The organism is Pedobacter nototheniae (assembly GCF_004335085.1).
Taxonomy (GTDB): Bacteria; Bacteroidota; Bacteroidia; order Sphingobacteriales; family Sphingobacteriaceae; genus Pedobacter; species Pedobacter nototheniae.
On record NZ_RQRS01000007.1, the window covers coordinates 166,897 to 189,447 of the forward strand.

A 22,551-nucleotide genomic window follows, 5' to 3' on the forward strand; every position below is an offset into this window, starting at 1 on the left:
TGATGCTCCTCGGAACCCATTCGTCATTGCGAGGCTGGGCTAGAGCGAGCCGAAGCAATCTATAATACTCAACTATTTGCTTTTAATGGCTTCCGTGGCTAAAAAGCTAACATCTCAAACAGCTGGTTAGATAAGATTGCTTCGTGCCTCGCAATGACGAGGTGGTTGTTATAAAGCCAAAAAGCATGTTTTATGCAAATTATTAATTCAGCTGTTCGAGATGTTCCGAAGGCATCTCGAATTAACAATAAAAAGGGTTCTCTGAACCCGCAAATAGGTAAAAGCTATAAATGACATTCAGGATTTGGAAATCCTGCTTTATCAATGGTACGAGATGCGCTGAAAAAGCTAACATCTCAAACAGCTGGGTTAAATGATGCTCCTCGGAACCAATTCGTCATTGCGAGGCTGGGCTAGAGCGAGCCGAAGCAATCTATAATACTCAACTATTTGCTTTTAATGGCTTTCGTGGCTAAAAACCAAGCGTTTTAACCAACTGTTCGAGATGTCCCGCAGGCATCTCGAATTAACAATAAAAAGGGTTCTCTGAACCCGCAAATAGGTAAAAGCTATAAATGACATTCATAATTTGAAAATCCTGCTTTATCAATGGTACGAGATGCGCTGAAAAAGCTAACATCTCAAACAGCTGGGTTAAATGATGCTCCTCGGAACCCATTCGTCATTGCGAGGCTGGGTTAGAGCGAGTTTAAATTTCACTAAATATTTTACTCCGTCACCCTGAATTTTTCAGTAGCAGTTATTGTTGCTTTTGTCTTCAAGAGGACTACGTCGTTTAGTTCAGGGCCTTTTAAGATAGATTCTGAAACAAGTTCAGAAGGACGATCATTTTTTTAGACAAATTTTAAACAGTTTCTTAAAAAAATCGTCATGTTGAATGTATTTAGGTATTTCTCTCCATCATTCAGCATGACGATTTGTTTAAATTTCACTAAACCGCTCACCCATAAACCTGTTTGCAGCGGCATCCGCGATTTCTTCTATCGCGATACAGCGAAAAGCAGGAACCAAGTTTCAAAAGAATTACAGTCTCTGCTTTCCTAATCTTAATTGCTGATTTAAGAAACTATCGCAATAGAACTTATTTAATAATGAATGGACAAAAACATTTGGCTCATGGAAGCCCCGCTTTCCTTCTCCCGATGAAAAATAGGGTTAATGCTACCTGTTAAAAGCCTGTTAACCTTACGTTAACAAATAACTTATGCCTAATCTTTTTTAGATAATCTACTATTTTATTTAAAAATATCTCATTTGCAGTATATATGCGTAGTACCTGCATGCAGCAATGCGAATATATTTCTACAACTTGCGCCCTCATTACAATAAGCAGTTTCTTTACTCCCCTTTTATTTTAGTTCATCCCTAAATAATCAATCTTTCTTAAAACCTGCAACTGGTTTTTAATTACGCTATAAATGGCAGTTGATAAACCTATGGAGTGATGTAAACAATTGAATTAACAGTAAGCACCCAAAGAAATTAAACTAATAAATAAAATGAAACCAAACAATTACAGTAAAAATAAATTACCCCACCAATTTTACAATTTAAAAAAGTTAATTACTAACCCTGTATTGTACGCAGTGGTGCTTGTATTAAGTTTTTTATTAACAAGCAATATGGTGTATGCACAAGGCACCGACAAACCATTTACATTAAGAACCTCTCAGCAAGCACCTGCAAACTTTGCCGGGAAGCAGATCTATACGCTAAAAGGTGATTTTACCATGATTGGTAATGCGAATGTAGCAAATGCAAAGAAGAAGACATTTAGTGATTGGGCTACACATGCTCCAGAGGACGTCCTCAGTTCATCATCGGCTGATTTTAATTTGCCCTCAACAATCAATAATCCTTGTACCAAAATTATTTTTGCAGGTTTATACTGGACTAGCGGTATTACGGGGGGGATTAATGGGAAGGACGATAAATTTATAAAATTTAAGACCCCTGGAATGAATGCTTACAAAGATCTTTCTACTACAGATGATGTTTTCTTTGATACTGATTTGAATCTCGTATTCACAGGATATTGTGATGTTACAAATCTTGTTCGAGCTGGTGGGGTTGGCACCTATTCTGTTGCTAATATTGGGGTAAACAATCAAGCACTGACATATGCTAGAGGTTGGAGTTTGGTAATTATTTATGAGAATGCTACACTCCCCTTAAAAAACATTGGCGTATTTGATGGTTATTCTTATCTAGGATTTTTTAATAACAGTAAACAAATAGATTTAAACGGTTTTCGTACCACTCAATCGGGGCATGTTAATATTAAAATGGGGCTAATGGCTTCAGCTCTAAATGGAAATCAAGGCAAGTCGTTTCAAATTAAAAAAAGAAATACTAATGATTGGTATTCTTTATCTCACAGCCTTAACACAATCAATGATTTTTTTAATGGTTCAATTTTAACGGGAGGTAATACCCGGATTCCAAATAATACTGATAATATGATAGATATAGTTGTATTTGATGTACCTAATGAGAATAATCAAATTTTGGATAATAACCAAACCAGCACATCATTTTTAGCAAAAGATAGTAACCTTGATAATTATTATCTTTATAATGTTACTTTCGCTTTTGATGCCTATGCACCAGAGATTGTTGCGCTTAACAAATCAAACAATAATTTACAAAACAATGCTTCCGTTAGCCCTGGGCAAGAATTAGAATTTGAAATTGATTTATACAATAAAGGTAATGAAGCCTTAAAAAATACCGCGGTAGAAATTACGCTTCCAACAAATGTAACCTTCGTTAGCTCAGAATATACTAAAGGTGGCAATGTCATTTTATCACCGCCAGATATTAGCACCTTGGCAACTAATGGTAAGGTTAAATGGAATATAGGGAATATAGAATTACCCAGAGTTGCTACCACTATTATTGGAAAATTAAAATATAAGGTTAAGGTAACTGATGATTGCCTTTTACTTACAAAAGGTATAACAAACTGCAGTAAAACCACTGCAATAAATGGCAAAATAACGGGTACAGGAGCAGTTTCTGGAGCCGATTTTAACAATAACCTTGCTATAGGTTTTACTTCTGGGGCCTGTGTAGAATCCCCAATTTATGATGCCTTTAATTTAAACGTTAACGTTTCTGATGCTTTTATAGCCAGTTGCCCAGCAGCGGCAATATATAAAACAAAAATATTTACTGGCTGTGCTACTAATTTTCCATATGCAAATATTGCATCAAGCTATCCTGCTGGCACTAAATTTTATGGCACTATACCAAGCACTTGGGGTTATGAAACATCAATTATTAATGATATTTTCTCTATTGATCCATCTGGTAAGCCAACTATATATTATGCAATAGTACCCGGGGCGGCAAGTAATTGTTTTTTAAACTTACAAACCCAATTGGGCAGTTGTGCTATGATGACCAACCCTATGATACCAACTAAATTTAAAACTCAATAAACATTTAGAAACTGCTTAAATTTCGCTAAATATTTTACTCCGTCACCCTGAATTTTTCAGTAGCAGTTATTGTTGCTTTTGTCTTCAAGAGGACTACGTCGTTTAGTTCAGGGCCTTTTAAGATAGATTCTGAAACAAGTTCAGAAGGACGATCATTTTTTTAGACAAAATTTAAACAGTTTCTTAAAAAAATCGTCATGCTGAATGTATTTAGGTATTTCTCTCCATCATTCAGCATGACGATTTGTTTATACATCAGCTTACCACCAACCGCTCACCCCTAAACCTGTTTGCAGCGGCATCCGCGATTTCTTCTATCGCGATACAGCGAAAAACAGGAACCAAGTTTCAAAAGAGTTACAGTACCTGCTTTCCTAATCTTAATTGCTGATTTAAGAAACTATCGCAATAGAACTTATTTAATAATGAATGGACAAAAACATTTGGCTCATGGAAGCCCCGCTTTCTTTCTTCCGATGAAAAATTGGGTTAATGCTACCTGTTAAAAGCCTGTTAACCTTACATTAACAAATAACTTATGCTTAATCTTTTTTAGATAATCTACTATTTTATTTAAAAATATCTCATTTGCAGTATATATGCGTAGTACCTGCATGCAGCAATGCGAATATATTTCTACAACTTGCGCCCTCATTACAATAAGCAGTTTCTTTACTCCCCTTTTATTTTAGTTCATCCCTAAATAATCAATCTTTCTTAAAACCTGCAACTGGTTTTTAATTACGCTATAAATGGCAGTTGATAAACCTATGGAGTGATTAAACAATTGAATTAATAATAAGCACCAAAAAATTAAACTAATAAATAAAATGAAAACAAACAATTACAGTAAAACTAAATTACCCCACCAATTTTACAAGTTAAAAAAGCTAATTACTAAACCTGCTTTGTACGCAGTGGTGGTGGTATTAAGTTTTTTATTAACAAGCACTAAGGTAAGTGCGCAAGCCGACGACAAACCATTTACATTAAGAACCTCTCAGCAAGCGCCCGGAGACTTTGCCGGGAAACAAATATATACGGTAAAAGGTGATTTCGTGATGCTTGGTAATACAAATGTATCTATTACAAAAGATGCGATGGCTGATTACATTAAATTGCCCAATGAGCCAGTTGGCATTCTTAATTCATCATCGGCTGATTTTAATTTGCCCTCAACAATCAATAATGCATGTACCAAAATTATTTTTGCAGGTTTATACTGGACTGGTCAAGTTCACGCCCTACCTAATACACTGAATATTAAAACGGTAAAATTTAAAACACCTGCAATGAATGCTTACAAAGATCTTTCTACCACAGGTGACATTAGCTTTGGCGCCAATCAAGGCTCCATATATGCTGGATATTGCGATGTTACAAATCTTGTTCAAGCCGGTGGCGTGGGCACCTATGCTGTTGCTAACATTGGGCCAAATGATCACACTACTGGTGGTATAGCCGGCTGGGGATTGGTGATTATTTATGAAAATGCTACACTCCCCTTAAAAAACATTGGCGTATTTGACGGTTATAGTTACGTTGGACCATCTGTAAATAAACAAATAGATCTAAATGGTTTTCGTACAAACCAATCGGGGCCTGTTAAAATTAAACTGGGGCTAATGTCTGCAGTTGGAAATCAAAACCAAGCGGATATTTTCCAAATCAAAAAAAGAAGTAGTAATGCTTGGTTTACTTTATCTCACAGCCTTAACTCAACGTTTGATTTTTTTAATGGTTCAATTTTAACAGGAGGTAATAACCGGATTCCAAATCATGGTGATAACGGTTTTGATTTAGTTGTATTTGATGTACCTAATGAAAACAATCAAATTTTGGATAATAACCAAACCAGTACATCATTTTTGGGGCAAGGTATAGGTGACGAATATGCTCTTTATAACGTTACTTTTGCTTTTGATGCCTATGTGCCATTAATTACTGCCGTTAACAAATCAAACAATAGTTTAGAAACTAAAGCTTCCGTTAGCCCTGGGCAAGAATTAGAGTTTGAAATTGATTTATACAATAAAGGCAATGAAGCCCTAAAAAATACGGCGGTAGAAATTACGCTTCCTCAAAATGTAACCTTCGTTAGTTCAGAATTTACTAAAGGCGGTAATGTAATTTCATCACCACCAGATATTAGCAATTTAACCGATGCTAAAAACTCCACTATTGCTCATAAAGTTAAATGGAATATAGCAGATTTAGAAGTACCCACCGATGCTGCAACAATTGTTGGGAAATTAAAATATAAGGTTAAGATAAGTGATAATTGTTTTTTACTTACATCAGATTTAAACCCCTACTTTAAAGCCATTGCAATAAATGGTAAAATTGCGGGCACAGGAGCAGTATCTGGAGCCGATTTTGACTATAAGCTTGCTATAGGTTATACTCCTGGAACCTGCGGAGAAACCCCAATTTATGATCCATTTACTTTAAATATAAACGTTCCAGAATCTTTTAAAGCCAGTTGCCCAGGTTTAATAAATGGCACAAAAACATTTACCAGCTGTGCTACCAGTATTCCATATGCAGATATTGCATCATTGTATCCTCCAGGTACAATATTTACTGGCCCAGACCCTACTGGGAAAATTAAAACTATGGTATTAATTACAGATTATTTTTCAATTGATCCATCTGGTAAGCCAACTATGTATTATGTATTAGAACCAGGTCCACCGGTAGGTTGGTTGTATACCTTAAAAACCCAATTGGGCAGTTGTAATATGATGACCAACCCGATGATACCAACTAAATTTAAAACTCAATAAACATTTAGAAACTGTTTAAATTTCACTAAATATTTTACTCCGTCACCCTGAATTTTTCAGTAGCAGTTATTGTTGCTTTTGTCTTCAAGAGGACTACGTCGTTTAGTTCAGGGCCTTTTAAGATAGATTCTGAAACAAGTTCAGAAGGACGATCATTTTTTTAGACAAAATTTAAACAGTTTCTTAAAAAAATCGTTATGCTGAATGTATTTAGGTATCTCTCTCCTATTATTCAGCATGACGATTTGTTTAAATTTCACTAAATATTTTACTCCGTCACCCTGAATTTAGTTCAGGGCCTTTTAAGATAGATTCTGAAACAAGTTCAGAAGGACGATCATTTTTTTAGACAAAATTTAAACAGTTTCTTAAAAAAATCGTTATGCTGAATGTATTTAGGTATCTCTATTATTCAGCATGACGATTTGTTTATACATCAGCTTACCACCAACCGCTCACCCATAAACCTTGAGTGCAGCGGGGCATCCGCGATTTCTTCTATCGCGATACAGCGCAATGCAGGAACAAAGTTTCAAAAGAGCTACAGTCCCTGCTTTCCTAAATCTTAATCACTGATTTAAGAAACTATCACAATAGAGAGAAACGTACAGTCTCTGCTTTCCTAATCTTAATTACTGATTTAAGAAACTATGGCAATAAAACTTATTTGGAAATGAACAGACAGCAATACTTAGCAAACAGCAGTCCCGCTCTCGTTTCTGCCCCGATAAAAATCGGTGGCATTCCACTCACGGGTTTAAATACAAAGATTGGAATGTTCGTGATACCAAGGATGACAGAAATAGTTTGATAACCGTATAGAAACCTAATCCTTAGGCTCCCAAAGTTGAATTTTATTCCCTTCAAGGTCTAAAATATGTATAAACTTACCATAATCATAAGTTTCAATTTTATCAACGATGGTTACATTCTCTTTTTTCAATTCCTCAACCAAAGCCTCTAAATTATCCACCCTATAATTTATCATAAAGTCTTTATCGGAAGGCTCAAAGTACTTCGTATTTTCGGCAAAGGGATTCCATTGAGTAAGTCCTTTTTTGGTACTATCTTCAGCATCACGCCATTCAAAGCTCGTTCCATAAGGAGTAGTATCAAAGCCTAGGTGCGTTTTATACCATTCGTTAACCGCTTTAGGATCTTTACATTTAAAGAAGATCCCACCAATACCTGTAACCTTTTTCATCTTTTTATTTTTTGCTTTAGAAATTATTGTATTAAAACCGAAACCCAATAAGAACGATGTAGCAATAAGCAAAATCGTTAATAATATTCTTTTCATTATCTATAAAATTAAACTTTTGCTGGATACGTTAATTAAGAATATGCCCAATCAATAATCTGTTTCATAGCCTTTTTAATCTCATCTGCCCCCTCCTTTTGCTTAACATCGATACCACACATGGTACTTTCATTTATTTGACTATGAAGGGTGAGGTAATAAACGCTGCTTACTAAAATGGCTTCAACAGCTCTAAGGTTTTTATCCTTACCCTTAAAATGTTCATCGGTAATTTGAGTAAAAACCTGTTCACCAAACTCCTCACGCTCCAGGTTTAACTCCTTTAAGGGTGCATAGCTTTCGCTCAGCCCCCAGTTAATAATCTGCCGCATCTCAGGGTTCTCCATTAAAGAATCAAATTGGCGTTCAACAAGCATGTAAGCAATATGTTTACCATGATCCTCTTTACTAACTTCTATAATATTGGCAATATCTTCGGGGGTCATCCTCCAATAATCGCGACTACTCAAATACTCTTTAATCATTCCATCAAAGCCACCAAAGTAGTCGTAAATCAGTCTTCTATCTATATTTGCCTCCGTAGCAACCTTACTTAAACTCAAATCAGTAAATCCCTCTCTCTTCAATATCTCTCCGAGCGCATCAATTATCTTTTTCTTTGTTCTTTCTTTATTTCTAACCGGACCGTCAGTTATTTTCCTAGGCATACACAAGAATTTTAAGTTGCAAATTGCAATATTTCAAGCATATTTTCAAAAGAAAGCATTTAAAAGCCTTTAAAGCAGATTAATACAATCTTGAATATCCACCTGTTTTAAAAAGTATTCATCATGAGAAACCACTACTAGCGTGCCCTTATATTCTTTAATGGCAGAAGTTAGAATATCTATATTTTGGATATCAAGGTTATTTGTTGGCTCATCTAAAACGATCATATCTGCAGTTCCATTGCCAATAGATAAACAACAAAGCATTAAGCGCATCTTTTCGCCACCACTTAAAACACTACAGGTTTTATCCCAATAGGCTTTAGAAAATAAAAATCTATTCAACCTAATTTTAACTTCATGCTCCTCTAAAGCACCAGAATTAAAGTGTTGCGCCTGTTCATAAATCGTTAACGAAGAATTTATTAAAGAATAATCCTGATCGATATAAGTAGCATTTACCGTAGCCACATCTATAATACCCTTGTGAGGTTGCAATGTGCCGAGTATTAGTTTAATTAATGTGGTTTTGCCCGAACCATTTAGTCCTTTTATAACCGTGCGAGAACCACTTCTGATTTGAAAGTTAAGATCCTGCTTCCAAAGCAAGCTCTTACCATAACCAAAATTTAACTGTACAGCATTAACCAATACCTTACCAGAATGAAGTACAGAATGGTCGAAATTTACCTTCATCTTATCAAAATCAGGCAAAGCACTCCGCAATTGATTAAGTTCTTGTGTTATTGCATTAACCTTTTCTATGTGCACCCCCTTTAAGCGTGAAGTACTTTTTTCAGCATTGTTTCTAAGTGTATTCATAGAAATAGTAGGAAGACCAGCCTTTTCCTGTTTCTTTTTCCCGCGGGCATCAAGCTTTTGCTGTCGCTCTACCGATTCCTTTTCCACTTCCTTAGCCTTTTTAAGTGCCTTTTCTTTACTTTTTAAGTCCTGATTTAAAGCCTCGCCCTTAATATTCTTTTGCGTTACATAAAAATCATAATCGCCACCATAAACAGTAATTCCATTCTTATCTAATTCGCAAATGGTATTTAATAGATTTAACAAACTTCTATCATGACTTACCACCACTAAAGTACTTTTAGTAGCGTTAATGTAGTTGTATAATTGTTTTCTACTCCATAAATCCAAGTGGTTAGTAGGTTCATCAAGCAAAACAATTTCAGGCTGATGAATCATAATTCCTGCAAGAAAAACCTTCGTTTTCTGTCCTCCACTTAATGATTCCATCATTCCATCTAAGTTAATGCGTCAAGTTTCCAATGTATTAATGCATTTTGACAACGTTCCTCGATGGTCCAGTCATCATTTAATGTAGCCATGTTTTCATTAGTAACATTTCCTGCTAAAATTTCTTTTAAAGCAGTTAATCTATCGTCAACCTGAAGCGCTTGTGCAACAGTTAAATGGTTAAACTGCCCGAAAAGTTGTGGCACATAGTAAGGATTATAATCGCTTTTAACATTGCCTAATTGTGGTTCTAATTTACCTGCAAGGATTTTCAAAAGCGTAGATTTTCCAATGCCATTATTACCAATTAAGGCAATCTTATCGTGTTTATTAATATTGATGCTCAAATTGGCAAACAACAAATCTTTATTTGGGTGTATATATGTAATATCTTGAAGAATAAGCATAATTTCTTTCTTTAAAAGATGAATAACCTAGGAGTTGAATAACTGAACTCCATTAATTTTTCTGAAAGAAATTAGATATTACATTATGCTGGTGTTTTTTTTATTAATGAAACAAAGATAAAAATAATTTTAAAGCATCAAAAACCTTTCATTGGGATTAAGAAATAAGAAATACAGTAAATTTAGTATTAACAATTAAGGTTTGTTCTTTTCAATTTTGATGAAACTACCACAATTAATTCCTGAAACTATGGCGTTATTAGTATAAATTTAAAATCTATTTATTTTATAACCAAGCTTATAGTTTAATTAACACAAAAATATTATAAAAAGTATTGGCACGATATATATTATTTTCTATATTTGCACCTCCTTAAACAAAAGGAAATGATTCCGTAGCTCAGCTGGTAGAGCATTACACTTTTAATGTAGTGGTCCTGGGTTCGAATCCCAGCGGGATCACAGAAAGCCTTACAGAAATGTAAGGCTTTTTTGTTTTAAACATATCCTTGAAAGAAGCATTGTGTTTACAGAAATAGAGCATAATAAACTTAAACCCAATTTCAGAGAAGTTTTTTTATAAAATCAACAAATCATTTCTCTAATAGAGACAGATGGACTAATGACTTAAAATTCATCCATTCTAAATGCGATTTCAAAAGGGAAAAACTATCATTTGCATGTATGTTATTTTCTTATTATTTTGTCTTTAATTTAAATAAAATAACATATGCTAAATACATCAAAAAGCTATTTGGTATAGTGAATAATTAAAAGACATCTATTTTAATTGGCCACTTCAAATGGCTAAACACGATGCCAACAAAGAAATTATAATAAAGAATACTATAAATAACATAAAGTTGCTCATCTCTAATATCTAAATTATGAAAAGAACGTTTTCGACCTTATTTTTTTTATCTATTTTAAATGTAGCTTTTGCTCAGTTTACAATAACTGGTAAAGTATTAAACATGCTGGATAAAAAGCCTTTAGAAAGTGCTACCGTATTTGTAAATAAATCCAATTATGGAACAAAAACAGATAAGTACGGTAATTTTAAAATTCATAATGTACTATCAGGTCATTATGAGCTTATTGTTTCAATGATTGGTTATAAAACTTATAATGTTTCAATATCAGTGAAATCTGATACAAAAGTCCCAACAATCGCTATTGAAGAAAAAGCTACTCTTTTAAATGAAGTCAAAATTACCAATGTAAAAAAAATAGATGGTAGGTACATGAACATGTTTAAAAGAGAGATATTAGGAACTACCAAATTTGGCGAGCAATGTCGAATCATTAATCCGAAAGTGATCCATCTTAACTTCGAGAAAAATGAAAACAAGCTCACAGCTTACACATCTGATTTTATGATCGTTGAAAATAAAGCTCTGGGATATCGCTTAAAGTATTTGGTTGAAGACTTTGAATGGAATGAAAAAAGAGAAATAATATCATATTTAGGTTATGTACTATTCGAACCTATGCAGGGGAATGAAGAGCAGGAACGAGATTGGAATGCAAATCGCCTTGAAGCGTATACTGGATCATTGCAACATTTTCTAAGATCCGTTCTTGGAAAAAATATTAGTATAGAAGGAGAAACTGGCTTTCTGGTAGCAATGGATACACGATCACCAAACAAAAGGCGACTGACAGATAGTTTGATCAAAGAAAAAATTCGTTCATATACTGGTAAATATAGCCAATCAAGTAAGGATTCACTTTTTTTCTGGACTAGTATGTTTCAGCTACCTAAATATGTTGAAGTGGTAGATACCTTAAAATTGACAGCGCAGGATATCACGCAGTTGACCGATCAAAGCGGGTTATACGCTCTTCGAATAAATACAGAGACTAACTTTATTAACAAATGGTCAAATGTATTAATACCAGGTAAAGGTTCTCGAAATTTTAAATGTGATACTTGTAAATTTAAAAATTCTCTATACATAACCTATGTTAAAAATATCCCTAAAACATTGGTACAAAATGATAGAAAATTTAGATCTCCTAGGCAAGAATCTTTTTCGCCTTCACCTGAGATGAATAAGATGGCTAGTTTAATTTCCACTTTAGATGATCGTGTTTTCTTTGATTGGAATGGGGTTCTTATTAACCCCATGAGTTTAAAACTAGAACGTTACTGGGCCAACATGCGCCTTGGCGACCTATTACCTATCAACTATTTACCTGATAATAAAACTGACAAATACGCTAAGTAAATTATTTGTTGGTATTTAAAATATTTGGGCTTATTAAGCTTAAAATTTGTTGCTTATGTTAAATTAAAGTTAGTTCAATACTGAGCGAACTTTAATTTAACAATTCTTTAAAGTGGAACTAATATGCATCTTCTATTATAATTATTCCGAATGGGGTAATCACTTTTAGTGTCGTAAATATGCTACCGCACGAATTGATTTAATAGTTAAAATAGCCCTTAATGTAAAATGCTGTGGAAGAAAAAGGTTAAGCAACGTATTTTCTTCAAAGTAAGGTGTATTATTTTAAGCACCTTTTTTTGTGCTAAGGCTTTGCATTAACTGTTCATACAAATCATCGCTACTGGCTTTTTGAGGTTTCATTTTTTTAACTGTAGCACGTTTACCTTTAGCTTTAGCCTTAATAATTTTAAGCAACTCATTACTGTACTCATCTTTAAAACTACTTAAATCAAACTTAGAACTGTATTGCTTAATTAACGCAAGTCCTACGTCCATTTCCTTTTTGGTAATGTTTATGTCATCAACCTTTGTTATTTCGGATAGGCTCCTCACCTCCTGATCGAATCTAATTTTAGTAATTACCAGTACGCCATCCATTGGGTGAATAACACATAAATTTTCAGTATTACGCAGTACAAACCTAGCAACGCCAGCTTTGCCCGATTTCTCTAAAGCTTTTAATAATAAAACATATGCTTTTTTGCCCTGCTTCTCTGGTTCAGTATAATAGGATGTTTCGTAATAAATGGGATTAATTTCTTTAATATCAACAAAATTTTCTAGCTCAATAATCTTGGTTTTCTCTGGTGCGGCATCTTCAAAATCGTGCTTATCTAAAATGATATATTGATCTTTTAAAAAGTAACCCTTAACTATTTTATCAAAGGGCACTTCTTTATGACTGTTTTCATTTATCCTTAAAAATTTAATTTTGGCATGATCGCGTTCATCCAACATATCCAAATCTAGGTTGCTATTCTGTACTCCGGAAAATAATTTTACGGGAATATTTACCAAACCAAAGCCAATTGACCCCTTCCAAATCGATCTCATAATAAAAATATTAAATTTTACTTATTAACAAGATGCTAAATCATATTGTTTTGATAATAAAAGGGTTAAATTGATAAAATCTGAAACTATTTAAGTAATCATATGTTATTTAATTAATCTTACTCCTTTTTTATTTATGAAAATCGCCTATATATCCACTTATCCACCACGAGAATGTGGTTTAGCTACGTTTAATCAAAATTTAGTTAACGCTTTAGGCCTAAATCCATCTTATAACTCTAAAAAGAGTTTTATCGTAGCACTAAATGAATCTGATAATCTTGAAGAACATGTTTACCCAAGCGAAGTAAAGTTTGTTATTCGCCAGCAAAACCAGGATGATTATATTGAAGCAGCTAATTTTATAAACAACAGCGAGGTTGATACTTGCATAATTGAGCATGAATTTGGCATTTATGGCGGCAATAGCGGTGTGTTTTTATTATCGTTAATTAATAAGCTAAAAAAACCGTTTATAACCATTTTGCATACGGTTTTAAAAGAACCTAGTTTTATGCAGCAAACTATTATTAAAGAAATTGCTGCAAAAGCATCAAAAATTGTTGTAATGAGCAAAAAAGCTGTCTTATTTTTAAACAGCATTTATCAAATCCCTTCGTCACAAATAAAACTTATTGAACATGGTGTACCCGATTTGGAGCCAGTATTAAATAACGACATTGCGCAAAGTGATTTATTTAAAAACCGTAAAGTACTTTTCACCTTCGGATTAATTAGTAGAAATAAAGGTTTAGAAACAGTTATTAAAGCTTTACCAAAAATTGTAAGTCAACACCCCGATGTTTTATATGTTATTTTAGGAAATACACACCCTGGCGTGGTTAAACATAATGGCGAAGAATATCGCGATAGCCTAAAATCCTTAGCTAAGAATTTGGGCGTAGAAAAAAATGTGGCTTTTGTAAATAAGTTCGTATCCGAGGAAGAATTACACCAATATCTTACCGCTTGCTACATTTACATTACTCCTTACTTAAACGAAGCGCAAATTACAAGTGGCACATTATCTTACGCAATTGGCGCTGGTGCTGCTGTGGTTTCTACGCCTTACTGGCATGCGCAAGAGCTACTTGCAGATAATAGAGGCAAGTTATTCGATTTTAAAAACGATCAGGAACTAGCTGATATATTAAATACGCTTTTAGAAAATGATAAAAAACATAAGCAACTAAAGGAAAACGCTTATCGTTATGGTTTAAACTTAAGATGGCCTGCCATTGGCAATGTTTACTTAAATGTACTGGAAAATGCATTAACAACTGAGCAAAAGCCCCAACGGGCTGTACCTCCTATTGTAGATGTAGAAAGTATGCCAGTTTTAAACCTAAGCCACATTGTACTTTTGACAGACGATACCGGAATTATACAGCACGCCCGATTTGGTATACCTAATTTAAAAGAAGGTTATTGTATTGATGATAATGCCCGTGCCTTAATTATGGCATTAATGGCTTATAACCAAGATAAAAATCAAAAGGCACTTAAGTTAATGCCCGTATATTTAAGTTTTATTCAATATATGCAACGTGAGGATGGTAATTTTAGAAACTTTTTAAGTTTTAATCGGAACTATCTGGATGAAATTGGATCTGAAGATTCTTTTGGTCGTACTATTTGGTCTTTAGGCTATTTAATTTGTGCCGGTCCGAATAATTCTTATAGGGAGTTTGGTAAAGAATTATTTTCACACTCAATACCTCACTTTAAAAACTTGAAGTACATACGTGGTATGGCAAATACAATTATTGGAATTGCTTATTATTTAAATGCACACCCTGGGGATGAGTTGTTGATTACTGAAATTAATCGTTTATCAAACTCCTTAATTAAGGCGTACCAGCAAAATAAAGATGGCGATTGGCACTGGTTTGAAGATATTTTAACTTACGATAACGCTATTTTACCTTTGGCACTGCTAAGTCATTATGAGGCAACTGGCAACGTACAATCTTATGAAATTGCAATGGAAAGCATTGAATTTCTGAACAGTTTTTCTTTTAAAAACGGTTATTTAAATCCTGTTGGTAACGCTGGGTGGATGAGAAAAAATGGCAAAAATCCGATTTACGATCAACAGGCAATAGAAACTATGGCAATGGTTTTATTGTATTCCAAAACTTTTGCACTTACCAACGACAGTAAGTATTTAACCCTAATGCACATTAGTTACGAGTGGTTTTTAGGTAAAAATAGTTTACACATCCCTTTGTATGATTTTGAAACTCAAGGCTGTGCAGATGGTTTACAGTTTAATAGCGTAAATAGAAATCAGGGTGCTGAGAGTACATTGGCTTACTTTATTTCGCATTTAGCAGTTTTAAAAGCTGCAGAAACTGAATATGAAACTTTAGAATCGCCATTGGTAGAAATAGATCAGTGCTCTTAATTATTTTTTAGCCACGGAAACATGAAGTAAAACGGAATTATTTTTCGCTTTGCTTTGATCTTTCCGTGGCTATCTTTATTAAATATCTTAATGCTTAAAACTGAGGCTTTTCTTCCAACAGTTTCTTTAGCAGCATTTCTAAATTTACAGTAGCAAATGATGAGCTATAATCTGATAAACCATAAGGAATTATTAATTCGCCATTGCTGATTATGGAGCCGCATGAGTAAACCACATTTGGTACATAACCTTCACGTTCATCATTGTTGGGTATAATTAGCGGTTCAATTAAATGACCTATTTCTTTGCTGGGGTCATCAAGATCCAATAAACTTACGCCTATACAATATCTTCGCATCGGACCTACGCCATGGGTAATTACCAACCAGCCTTTTTCAGTTTCAATAGGCGAGCCACAATTCCCTATTTGAACCAATTCCCAACAGTAGCGCGGCTGTTTCAATAAAATTGGATTCTCCCAAACGTTAATCTTATCAGAAAACATAAGATAATTATTCCATCCATCAATCCGGCTCATCATTACATATTTTCCTTTTATCTTGCGAGGAAATAAGGCGAGATTTTTATTCTGTGCTCCATCGCCATAAAGTGGGATTACTTTAAACTCATAAAAATCTTCTGTCTGCACCAATTTAGGGATAATTAATGAGCCATCAAATGCGGTATAGGTAGCATAATAAACAACCTTACCATCATCCTTAATAAACTTTACGAAACGGGCATCTTCAATTCCCTTACGTTCAAACTCAGAGATTGGAAAAATTACACGATCAGATATATCTGTATCCTTTGAAAAAATAATGGTATGGTAAGTATCAGATAGCCACAGCACTTTATCGTATTCTATTAATCGCTGAGGATTATCTTTATTTAAACTTTTAGAATCTTTAATTACATTACTTAAGCTGGTATATTCAAATTTATCATCCAGTTTATCTTCTACTTCCTGTAAAACCGATGGATCTATTTGCGCATAAGCAGCTTTTTTTAGGAATAGTTTTTTAGCATAAATAGCATTCTTTATTACTTCTGCTTCATCAACATAATTACCTACCGGTAAAACCTGTATATTGTTTTTGGCATCTATCAGGGCTCTTCTAAAAACGATTGAAGAAATATGTCCTTCTCCTACTGCTCTAAAACTAATAATTACTCTTTTCTCTCCTTCAACTAAATCTGTTTGATCGGGATCATCCACAATACTAGGATTAAAAAAGGCAGCAGATTCTATTGAATATTCATGTGTAAAATAGGCGCCAATTAGCAAACGTGTATAATCATCAATATCTTCAAATGAAGTATCCAACGTTGTAAATTGCTTTTTAAGCTTTTTGCAATGCCTCGTTAAGATTTTTGTGATGTTACGATGCCTTTTGGAATACTCTTGCAATATGGGAGAAATAAGGGAAAATACTTTCTCATCAGAAAATTCCAACACCTTTCTAATAACTTCTAATGCTCTCTCTTCTCCATTGAAAAAGAAACGTGCGATTACGCGTTTGGTATCTGGATATACTTTTACAGGTTTACGTTCTATAGGTAATCTCATTGTTTTGCCGTTAATGGTGATGATTTGATTAATTGACTGAAAACTTGTCTAATTATATTAAACTAAATTTAAGAGTTATTGTTTATAAAAACTATGCTTTGCTTTTATTCGTAAGGAATAGTTAACATAGAACATTATATAAACACATAATCTTATCTTTATACCCGAAATACCTAATTAAATGTCTGGCTATACTATCCCTAAAACCATAATACCCGAAAACGATGAGACGCGTTTAAAAAAGCTTAGACATTATGAAATTCTTGATACACCACCAGAAAATGCTTTTGATACCATTGCATTACTTGCTGCGCAGATTTTTGAAACACCAAGTGCGTTTGTATCTTTTGTAGATCAGGACCGGGTATATTTTAAAGCCAACTTTAGTACGTTACCAAGTAACGAGGTAAAAAGGAACGAAAGCTTCTGCTCTTTAGCAATATTAGATCACCATGTTACTGTTTTTGAAGATACACACACCTTTCCTGAGTTTTTAAACAATCCATATGTTTCTGCCGATGGCGGAATTCGTTTTTACGCTGGTGCTCCATTAAAAACTAGCGAGGGTTTAAGGTTGGGAACTGTTTGTGTGATAGATTCTGTAGTTAGAAAACCAACAAAAAAACAATTGAGTATGCTACAAATGCTCTCTGCGGTGGTTATGGAAAAGCTCGAATCGAGAATCGCAACGCGTAAAACACTACGTGCGCACGATGATCGCCTACATATGTTGGTGCACGACTTAAAAAACCCTATGACCACCATTTCGCTGCAGTCTGAATTGATTGGCAGAATACCCGAAATGAATGATAAAGCGGTTATGATTGCAGGAAAGATTAATCAGCAATCAAAAAACATTGTCGAAAGCTTGAATAATATTTTAAGTGCAGCAAGAAATGAACATGGCAGCGTTAAATTGATTAAAACTAAGGTAAACTTAACCACCATTTTAGAAGAAATACAAAGTGATTTCTCGATTATTTTAGAGGATAAAAATCAAAAATTATCCAACAATGTGGTAGATGCCGTTGAGATTTATGCCGATGGAGAAAAGATCAAAGATATATTCGAAAACCTAATAAGCAATGCTTCAAAGTACTCTGAACCTGGTTCAGAAATCAGTATAAATTTAGTTTCCAGCAATAATATGGTTACTGTTTCCATTAAAGATAATGGCCTTGGTTTATCAAATGAAGATATAAAAAAGCTTTTTATAAAGTTTGCTAAATTAAGTTCTGCACCTACTGGAAGAGAGCGTTCTGACGGCTTGGGATTATCTATCGTGAAAACCCTTGTAGATTTACATAAAGGAAGCGTTTGGGCAGAAAGTAATGGAAAAAAACTTGGAAGCACCTTTTTTGTAGAGCTCCCAATTAAATAAATTTTTAAGGTTCTAATAAATCCGCCAGCGCCATTTCTTCGAGTACTACACGTGCTGGTGGTATATTATTTTTACAAGACCATTTAATTAATCTAATCATTCCTGCTTCAATCTCAATTCCAGTAATGTCTCCATCACTAAAACAGCAACAACCACTGTTAAAGTAATTCGGTTTATATTTCCTAAACGCTGGTGCCTTATCACCTTTTACAATTCTTTTGCCTAACTCTGCATTTAATTTATCGATCATCCCCTTATCATTATCTTTCCTCGCTACTCTTAAAGCCACATAAATTCTTTCTAAATGTGTAAGCGAAGAAAACACGGGTTGATGTGTATGCCCTGTAATTAAAGCTATATTTTTATGCTCGGCAACCCATTTATACATTAAAGTATTATGCACCGTTTTTAGCTGATTATCGTATGCAGGCGTATTTGGATTAATCTGTAAATAAGATTGTAAAGGTGCCCAAACCATACTCACAAACCATTTGCTAAACCAATTTCCATCACTTTGCAAATCTCCTTGATGCCCATGAGTAAGAAATATATTTAAAACATTTCCGTTAAAATCGGCCCTCAATATTGCGCCTTCATAAATTGGGATTTTCTTTCCATAAATACGGTTAAGATTGAAGCCCGCCAAAGGGTCGTTATCCCAATATAAATCATGGTTTCCAAATATTTTGGTAAAAGCACTTCTGGCTATAAATGACTTTTCACACTCGAAAGTCTGTTTATTATGTTTAATTACTGGCTCAAGTAAGTTTTCCCAAAGTTCTTCACTATCCCCTAAATTGATATAGTTAAATAGATTTTGATTATAATACTCAAGTGCTTTTAAATAATTCTGCTCGCAAATTGCGAAATCATCAGCGTTATTTCTTGCACCTTTATGCTGATCGGAAAATATGATAAACTTACTCTCGGTAGTTAATTCGAATATCGGTCCTCTTTTACCTGGTTCTTTATTTATGGTTTTATACAGCTGACTTAAAGCTTTGTGTATGCGTTTAAGATTTGGGCGTGACCCAAATTTATTCGACATCCGAATTACCCAATTTCCTAAAAAATGCTGTAAAAATTTTCGCATTGAATGTTTATTGTACCAAACTTAACAAAATAACTTATGTTTCGTTTTACATTCTTTTTTATCATGTATTGCTTCACGCCACCTTGCCTCAGTCCGCAAAAAACGATAGCGTTAAATGCGCTTAAATGTCTTATATGGTTTTAATGCAATTCTATAATTCTCGTGCAATTCTTTTTTCCGCTGCCGCGGTGGCTTTCTCTTCTTTGGGCAACCAAAGAAGCAAAGTTGCCGGCTCGCAATTTTTCTGTTTAAGGCAGTCAATGGGCTTGGCCCGTGCTTCCCGAATAATTGACCATGCCGATTGGGAGCTTAACTAAAAAACAGTGGTTTGGATTTGTTACTGTATTAAGCGTATTGCTATAAAAACTTTCATCTTCGTACAGCCTCACTATTACCGTCTTTGCGAGGCACGAAGCAATCTTACCCAACAGTAGATAATTATGATTTTATCATGTATTGCTTCACGCCCCTTGCCTCAGTTCGCAAAAAACGATAGCCTTAAATGCTCTTAAATGTCTTATATGGTTTTAATGCAATTCTATGATTGTAATGCAATTCTTTTTTTCGCTGCCGCGGAGGCTTTATTCTTTTTGACAACAAAAAGAACCAAAAATTGTCGGCTCGCAATTTTTCTGTTTAAGGCAGTGAATGGGATTAGATTGTGCTTCCCGAATAATTGACCATGCCGATTGGGAGCTTAACTAAAAAACAGTGGTTTGGACTTTGTTAGTGTATTAAGCGTATTGCTATAACAACAATTCATAATATTTCGTTATCGTCTTTGCGAGGCACGAAGCAATCTTACCCAACAATAGATAATTATTTATGTATCGCTTCACGCCCCTTGCATCAGTTCGCAAAAAACGATAGCCTTAAATGCTCTTAAATGTCTTACATGGTTTTAATGCAATTCTATAATTGTATTGCAATGCTATGATTGTAATGCAATTCTTTTTTTCGCTGCCGCGGGGCTTTCTCTTCTTTGGGCAACCAAAGAAGCAAAGTTGTCGGCTTGCAATTTTTCTGTTTAAGGCAGTGAGTGGGATTAGATTGTGCTTCCCGAATAATTGACCATGCCGATTTAAAGCTTAACTAAAAACAGTGGTTTGGATTTGTTAATTGGTTAGGCAGTCGCTAAACTAACGTTCAATTATATTACTGAATTTTCCGATTACGCCCAGGCATAGCGGCATTTCGCAGAATAGCTCATTATAATTCTTGCAGTTACTTTGTTTTACTTATTACCAAAGGAATATGCAGCGAGGGCAGGATTGTGTGTTAGGCTAAGCCTCATATTACTGCACTCAGAATTATAATGCTGCTATGCAAGAAAGGATGCAAGCCTTGACTTTTGGGTACCTTTTTGTTAAGAAAAAGGTACGAAACCCGTCTGGTAAGACAAACCTTTTATCCGCTGCCGCGGAGGCTTTATTCTTTTTGACAACCAAAGAAGCAAAGTTGCCGACTCGCAATTTTTCTGTTTAAGGCAGTGGGTGAGCTTGGGCAGTGCTTCCCGAATAATTGACCATGCCGATTGAAAGCTTAACTAAAAAACGGTGGTTTGGACTTATTGGGATGATAGGCGATTGCTTAGGGTAGGCTTTACTTGTGCTTCCCGAAAATTTGACGATGCCGATTGAGGGCTTTACGAAAAAAAGCGACTTTGATTTACTAATTAGCTAACAGCTTAAATAAACAATTTCTCTATATTTACTAAAATGAAATATCTCATCCCTATTTTATCTCTTCTTTATTTAACCACTTCTGCGCAAACAATAAAGCCAGACACCTCTTTTAGCGTATACTCTACTTATGTTAAGGAGAAAAAGAAAAGACCATACATTACTATTGCCGAGCCCTCAAAAACAGGAAGCTTTATCACAAAAAGAGATATTGTTTATGCCAAATATCCAACAGGTAATTTAGCGCTTGATGTCGTATATCCAAAAGTTAAATCGGCAAAGCCATTGCCTGCAGTCTTATTTGTTTTTGGAGGCGGTTGGAGATCTGGTAATCGTGCTCAAAACATCCCTCTAGCACAAAAGATGGCCGAAAATGGCTATATAGCCATCACTACAGATTACAGATTATCAACACATGCTCAATTCCCAGCCGCTGTTTTCGATTTAAAAAATACCATTAGATGGATTAAAGCTAATGCTAAAAAGTTTAACATCGACACTAATAAAATTGCAATTACGGGCTTTTCTGCAGGTGGCCAATTGGCTGCTCTTGTGGCTACAACAAATGGATACAAGGCTTTTGAAGGAGAAAAAATTAATAACAAAAGTAGTAATGTACAAGCACTTATTGATGTAGATGGCGTACTTGCTTTTAATCACCCCGAATCTTCTGAAATTAGTAACGATCCAGATAAAAAGTCGGTTGCTGAAATATGGCTCGGGGCAAATATCAAAACCAATCCCGAAGTTTGGGAAACCGCTTCTGCCTTAACACATGCCGATCAAAATAGTGTTCCCATGCTGTTTATTAATAGTTCTTTACCTCGGTTCCATGCCGGTAGAGACGATTTAATTGCTAAAATAAAGCCTTACAATATTTATACAGAAGTGCATACATTACCTGATACGCCCCACCCTTTTTGGCTATTTAATCCATGGTTTGATCAAGTTGCAGATTTAATGGTTAAGTTTTTAGATAAACAGTTTAAAAATTAGAAAAACATACTTTGCCCTAATAAATCAATTATATTTTAGGATGAAAATATGAAAATCAGCGTCTGTAGTTAATTGGCTAAAGTAGCCCCGCTCCCGTTTCTGTTCCGATAAAAGATCAGAACATCCACTCACATCCCTTAGGTTTGAGAAAGATTATCAAAGATTTAAATTTGATAAAGAAAACCTTAAAAGCAGAGGTGAACTATGTTCATATCCAGATTTAAGATCTAAAACCTGTAACAGACCTCTGCTTTTTAGT

Annotated in this window: 13 protein-coding genes and 1 tRNA gene; 7 read left to right on the forward strand and 7 right to left on the reverse strand. The window is 34.5% G+C overall.

Annotated elements, in window-relative coordinates; genetic code table 11:
• The first annotated feature begins 1,520 nt into the window (after positions 1-1,520).
• Both EHC72_RS08460 and EHC72_RS08465 read left to right on the forward strand, forming a co-directional pair.
• Positions 1,521-3,464, forward strand: a complete 1,944-nt coding sequence (locus EHC72_RS08460; RefSeq protein WP_131537246.1) for a DUF11 domain-containing protein — start codon at positions 1,521-1,523, stop codon at positions 3,462-3,464.
• Between the two features lie 830 nt (positions 3,465-4,294).
• Positions 4,295-6,250, forward strand: coding sequence for a DUF11 domain-containing protein (locus EHC72_RS08465; protein ID WP_131537247.1), 1,956 nt, complete (start codon positions 4,295-4,297; stop codon positions 6,248-6,250).
• A gap of 826 nt (positions 6,251-7,076) precedes the next feature.
• Here the strand turns inward: EHC72_RS08465 and EHC72_RS08470 are convergent.
• The 4 genes from EHC72_RS08470 to EHC72_RS22910 all read right to left on the reverse strand — a co-directional run bounded on the left by EHC72_RS08470 (position 7,077) and on the right by EHC72_RS22910 (position 9,876).
• Positions 7,077-7,550 (reverse strand): VOC family protein, encoded by a 474-nt coding sequence (locus EHC72_RS08470; RefSeq protein ID WP_211660299.1) that lies wholly within the window; start codon positions 7,548-7,550, stop codon positions 7,077-7,079.
• Between the two features lie 35 nt (positions 7,551-7,585).
• Positions 7,586-8,218, reverse strand: a complete 633-nt coding sequence (locus EHC72_RS08475; RefSeq protein WP_131537248.1) for a TetR/AcrR family transcriptional regulator — start codon at positions 8,216-8,218, stop codon at positions 7,586-7,588.
• 69 nt (positions 8,219-8,287) lie between these two features.
• Entirely contained in the window at positions 8,288-9,472 is a 1,185-nt protein-coding gene (locus tag EHC72_RS23190) for an ATP-binding cassette domain-containing protein (protein ID WP_167482618.1), read from the reverse strand.
• 5 nt (positions 9,473-9,477) lie between these two features.
• Positions 9,478-9,876 carry an ATP-binding cassette domain-containing protein gene (locus EHC72_RS22910; protein WP_167482619.1) on the reverse strand — a complete coding sequence of 133 codons (399 nt, stop codon included), beginning with the start codon at positions 9,874-9,876 and terminating at the stop codon, positions 9,478-9,480.
• Between the two features lie 389 nt (positions 9,877-10,265).
• On the opposite strand from EHC72_RS22910, the gene EHC72_RS08485 reads away from it, so the two are divergent.
• Together EHC72_RS08485 and EHC72_RS08490 are read left to right on the forward strand one after the other, a co-directional pair.
• Positions 10,266-10,338: transfer RNA gene (locus EHC72_RS08485), tRNA-Lys, on the forward strand.
• Positions 10,339-10,763: 425 nt separating this feature from the next.
• On the forward strand, positions 10,764-12,107 hold the full coding sequence (locus EHC72_RS08490; protein ID WP_131537249.1) for a carboxypeptidase-like regulatory domain-containing protein: 1,344 nt from the start codon (positions 10,764-10,766) through the stop codon (positions 12,105-12,107).
• 285 nt (positions 12,108-12,392) lie between these two features.
• On the opposite strand, the gene ku is transcribed toward EHC72_RS08490, so the two are convergent.
• Entirely contained in the window at positions 12,393-13,163 is a 771-nt protein-coding gene (ku, locus tag EHC72_RS08495; RefSeq protein WP_131537250.1) for a non-homologous end joining protein Ku, read from the reverse strand.
• A 136-nt stretch (positions 13,164-13,299) separates the two neighbouring features.
• On the opposite strand from ku, the gene EHC72_RS08500 reads away from it, so the two are divergent.
• The gene (locus tag EHC72_RS08500; protein WP_131537251.1) at positions 13,300-15,570 is read left to right on the forward strand and encodes a glycosyltransferase; all 2,271 of its coding nucleotides are present in this window, start codon (positions 13,300-13,302) and stop codon (positions 15,568-15,570) included.
• A 94-nt stretch (positions 15,571-15,664) separates the two neighbouring features.
• Here the strand turns inward: EHC72_RS08500 and EHC72_RS08505 are convergent, their stop codons facing one another.
• Positions 15,665-17,140 carry a glycoside hydrolase family 130 protein gene (locus EHC72_RS08505; RefSeq protein WP_131537252.1) on the reverse strand — a complete coding sequence of 492 codons (1,476 nt, stop codon included), beginning with the start codon at positions 17,138-17,140 and terminating at the stop codon, positions 15,665-15,667.
• 181 nt (positions 17,141-17,321) lie between these two features.
• Here EHC72_RS08505 and EHC72_RS08510 point away from each other — a divergent pair, with 181 nt between their 5' ends.
• Entirely contained in the window at positions 17,322-18,521 is a 1,200-nt protein-coding gene (locus EHC72_RS08510; protein ID WP_131537253.1) for a GAF domain-containing sensor histidine kinase, read from the forward strand.
• A gap of 4 nt (positions 18,522-18,525) precedes the next feature.
• On the opposite strand, the gene EHC72_RS08515 is transcribed toward EHC72_RS08510, so the two are convergent.
• Entirely contained in the window at positions 18,526-19,569 is a 1,044-nt protein-coding gene (locus EHC72_RS08515) for a metallophosphoesterase (RefSeq protein WP_246029402.1), read from the reverse strand.
• Between the two features lie 1,763 nt (positions 19,570-21,332).
• Between EHC72_RS08515 and EHC72_RS08520 the strand changes: the two genes are divergently transcribed.
• A complete protein-coding gene (locus tag EHC72_RS08520; RefSeq protein ID WP_131537255.1) occupies positions 21,333-22,292 on the forward strand; it encodes an alpha/beta hydrolase in 960 nt (319 codons plus the stop codon).
• Positions 22,293-22,551 lie beyond the last annotated feature (259 nt).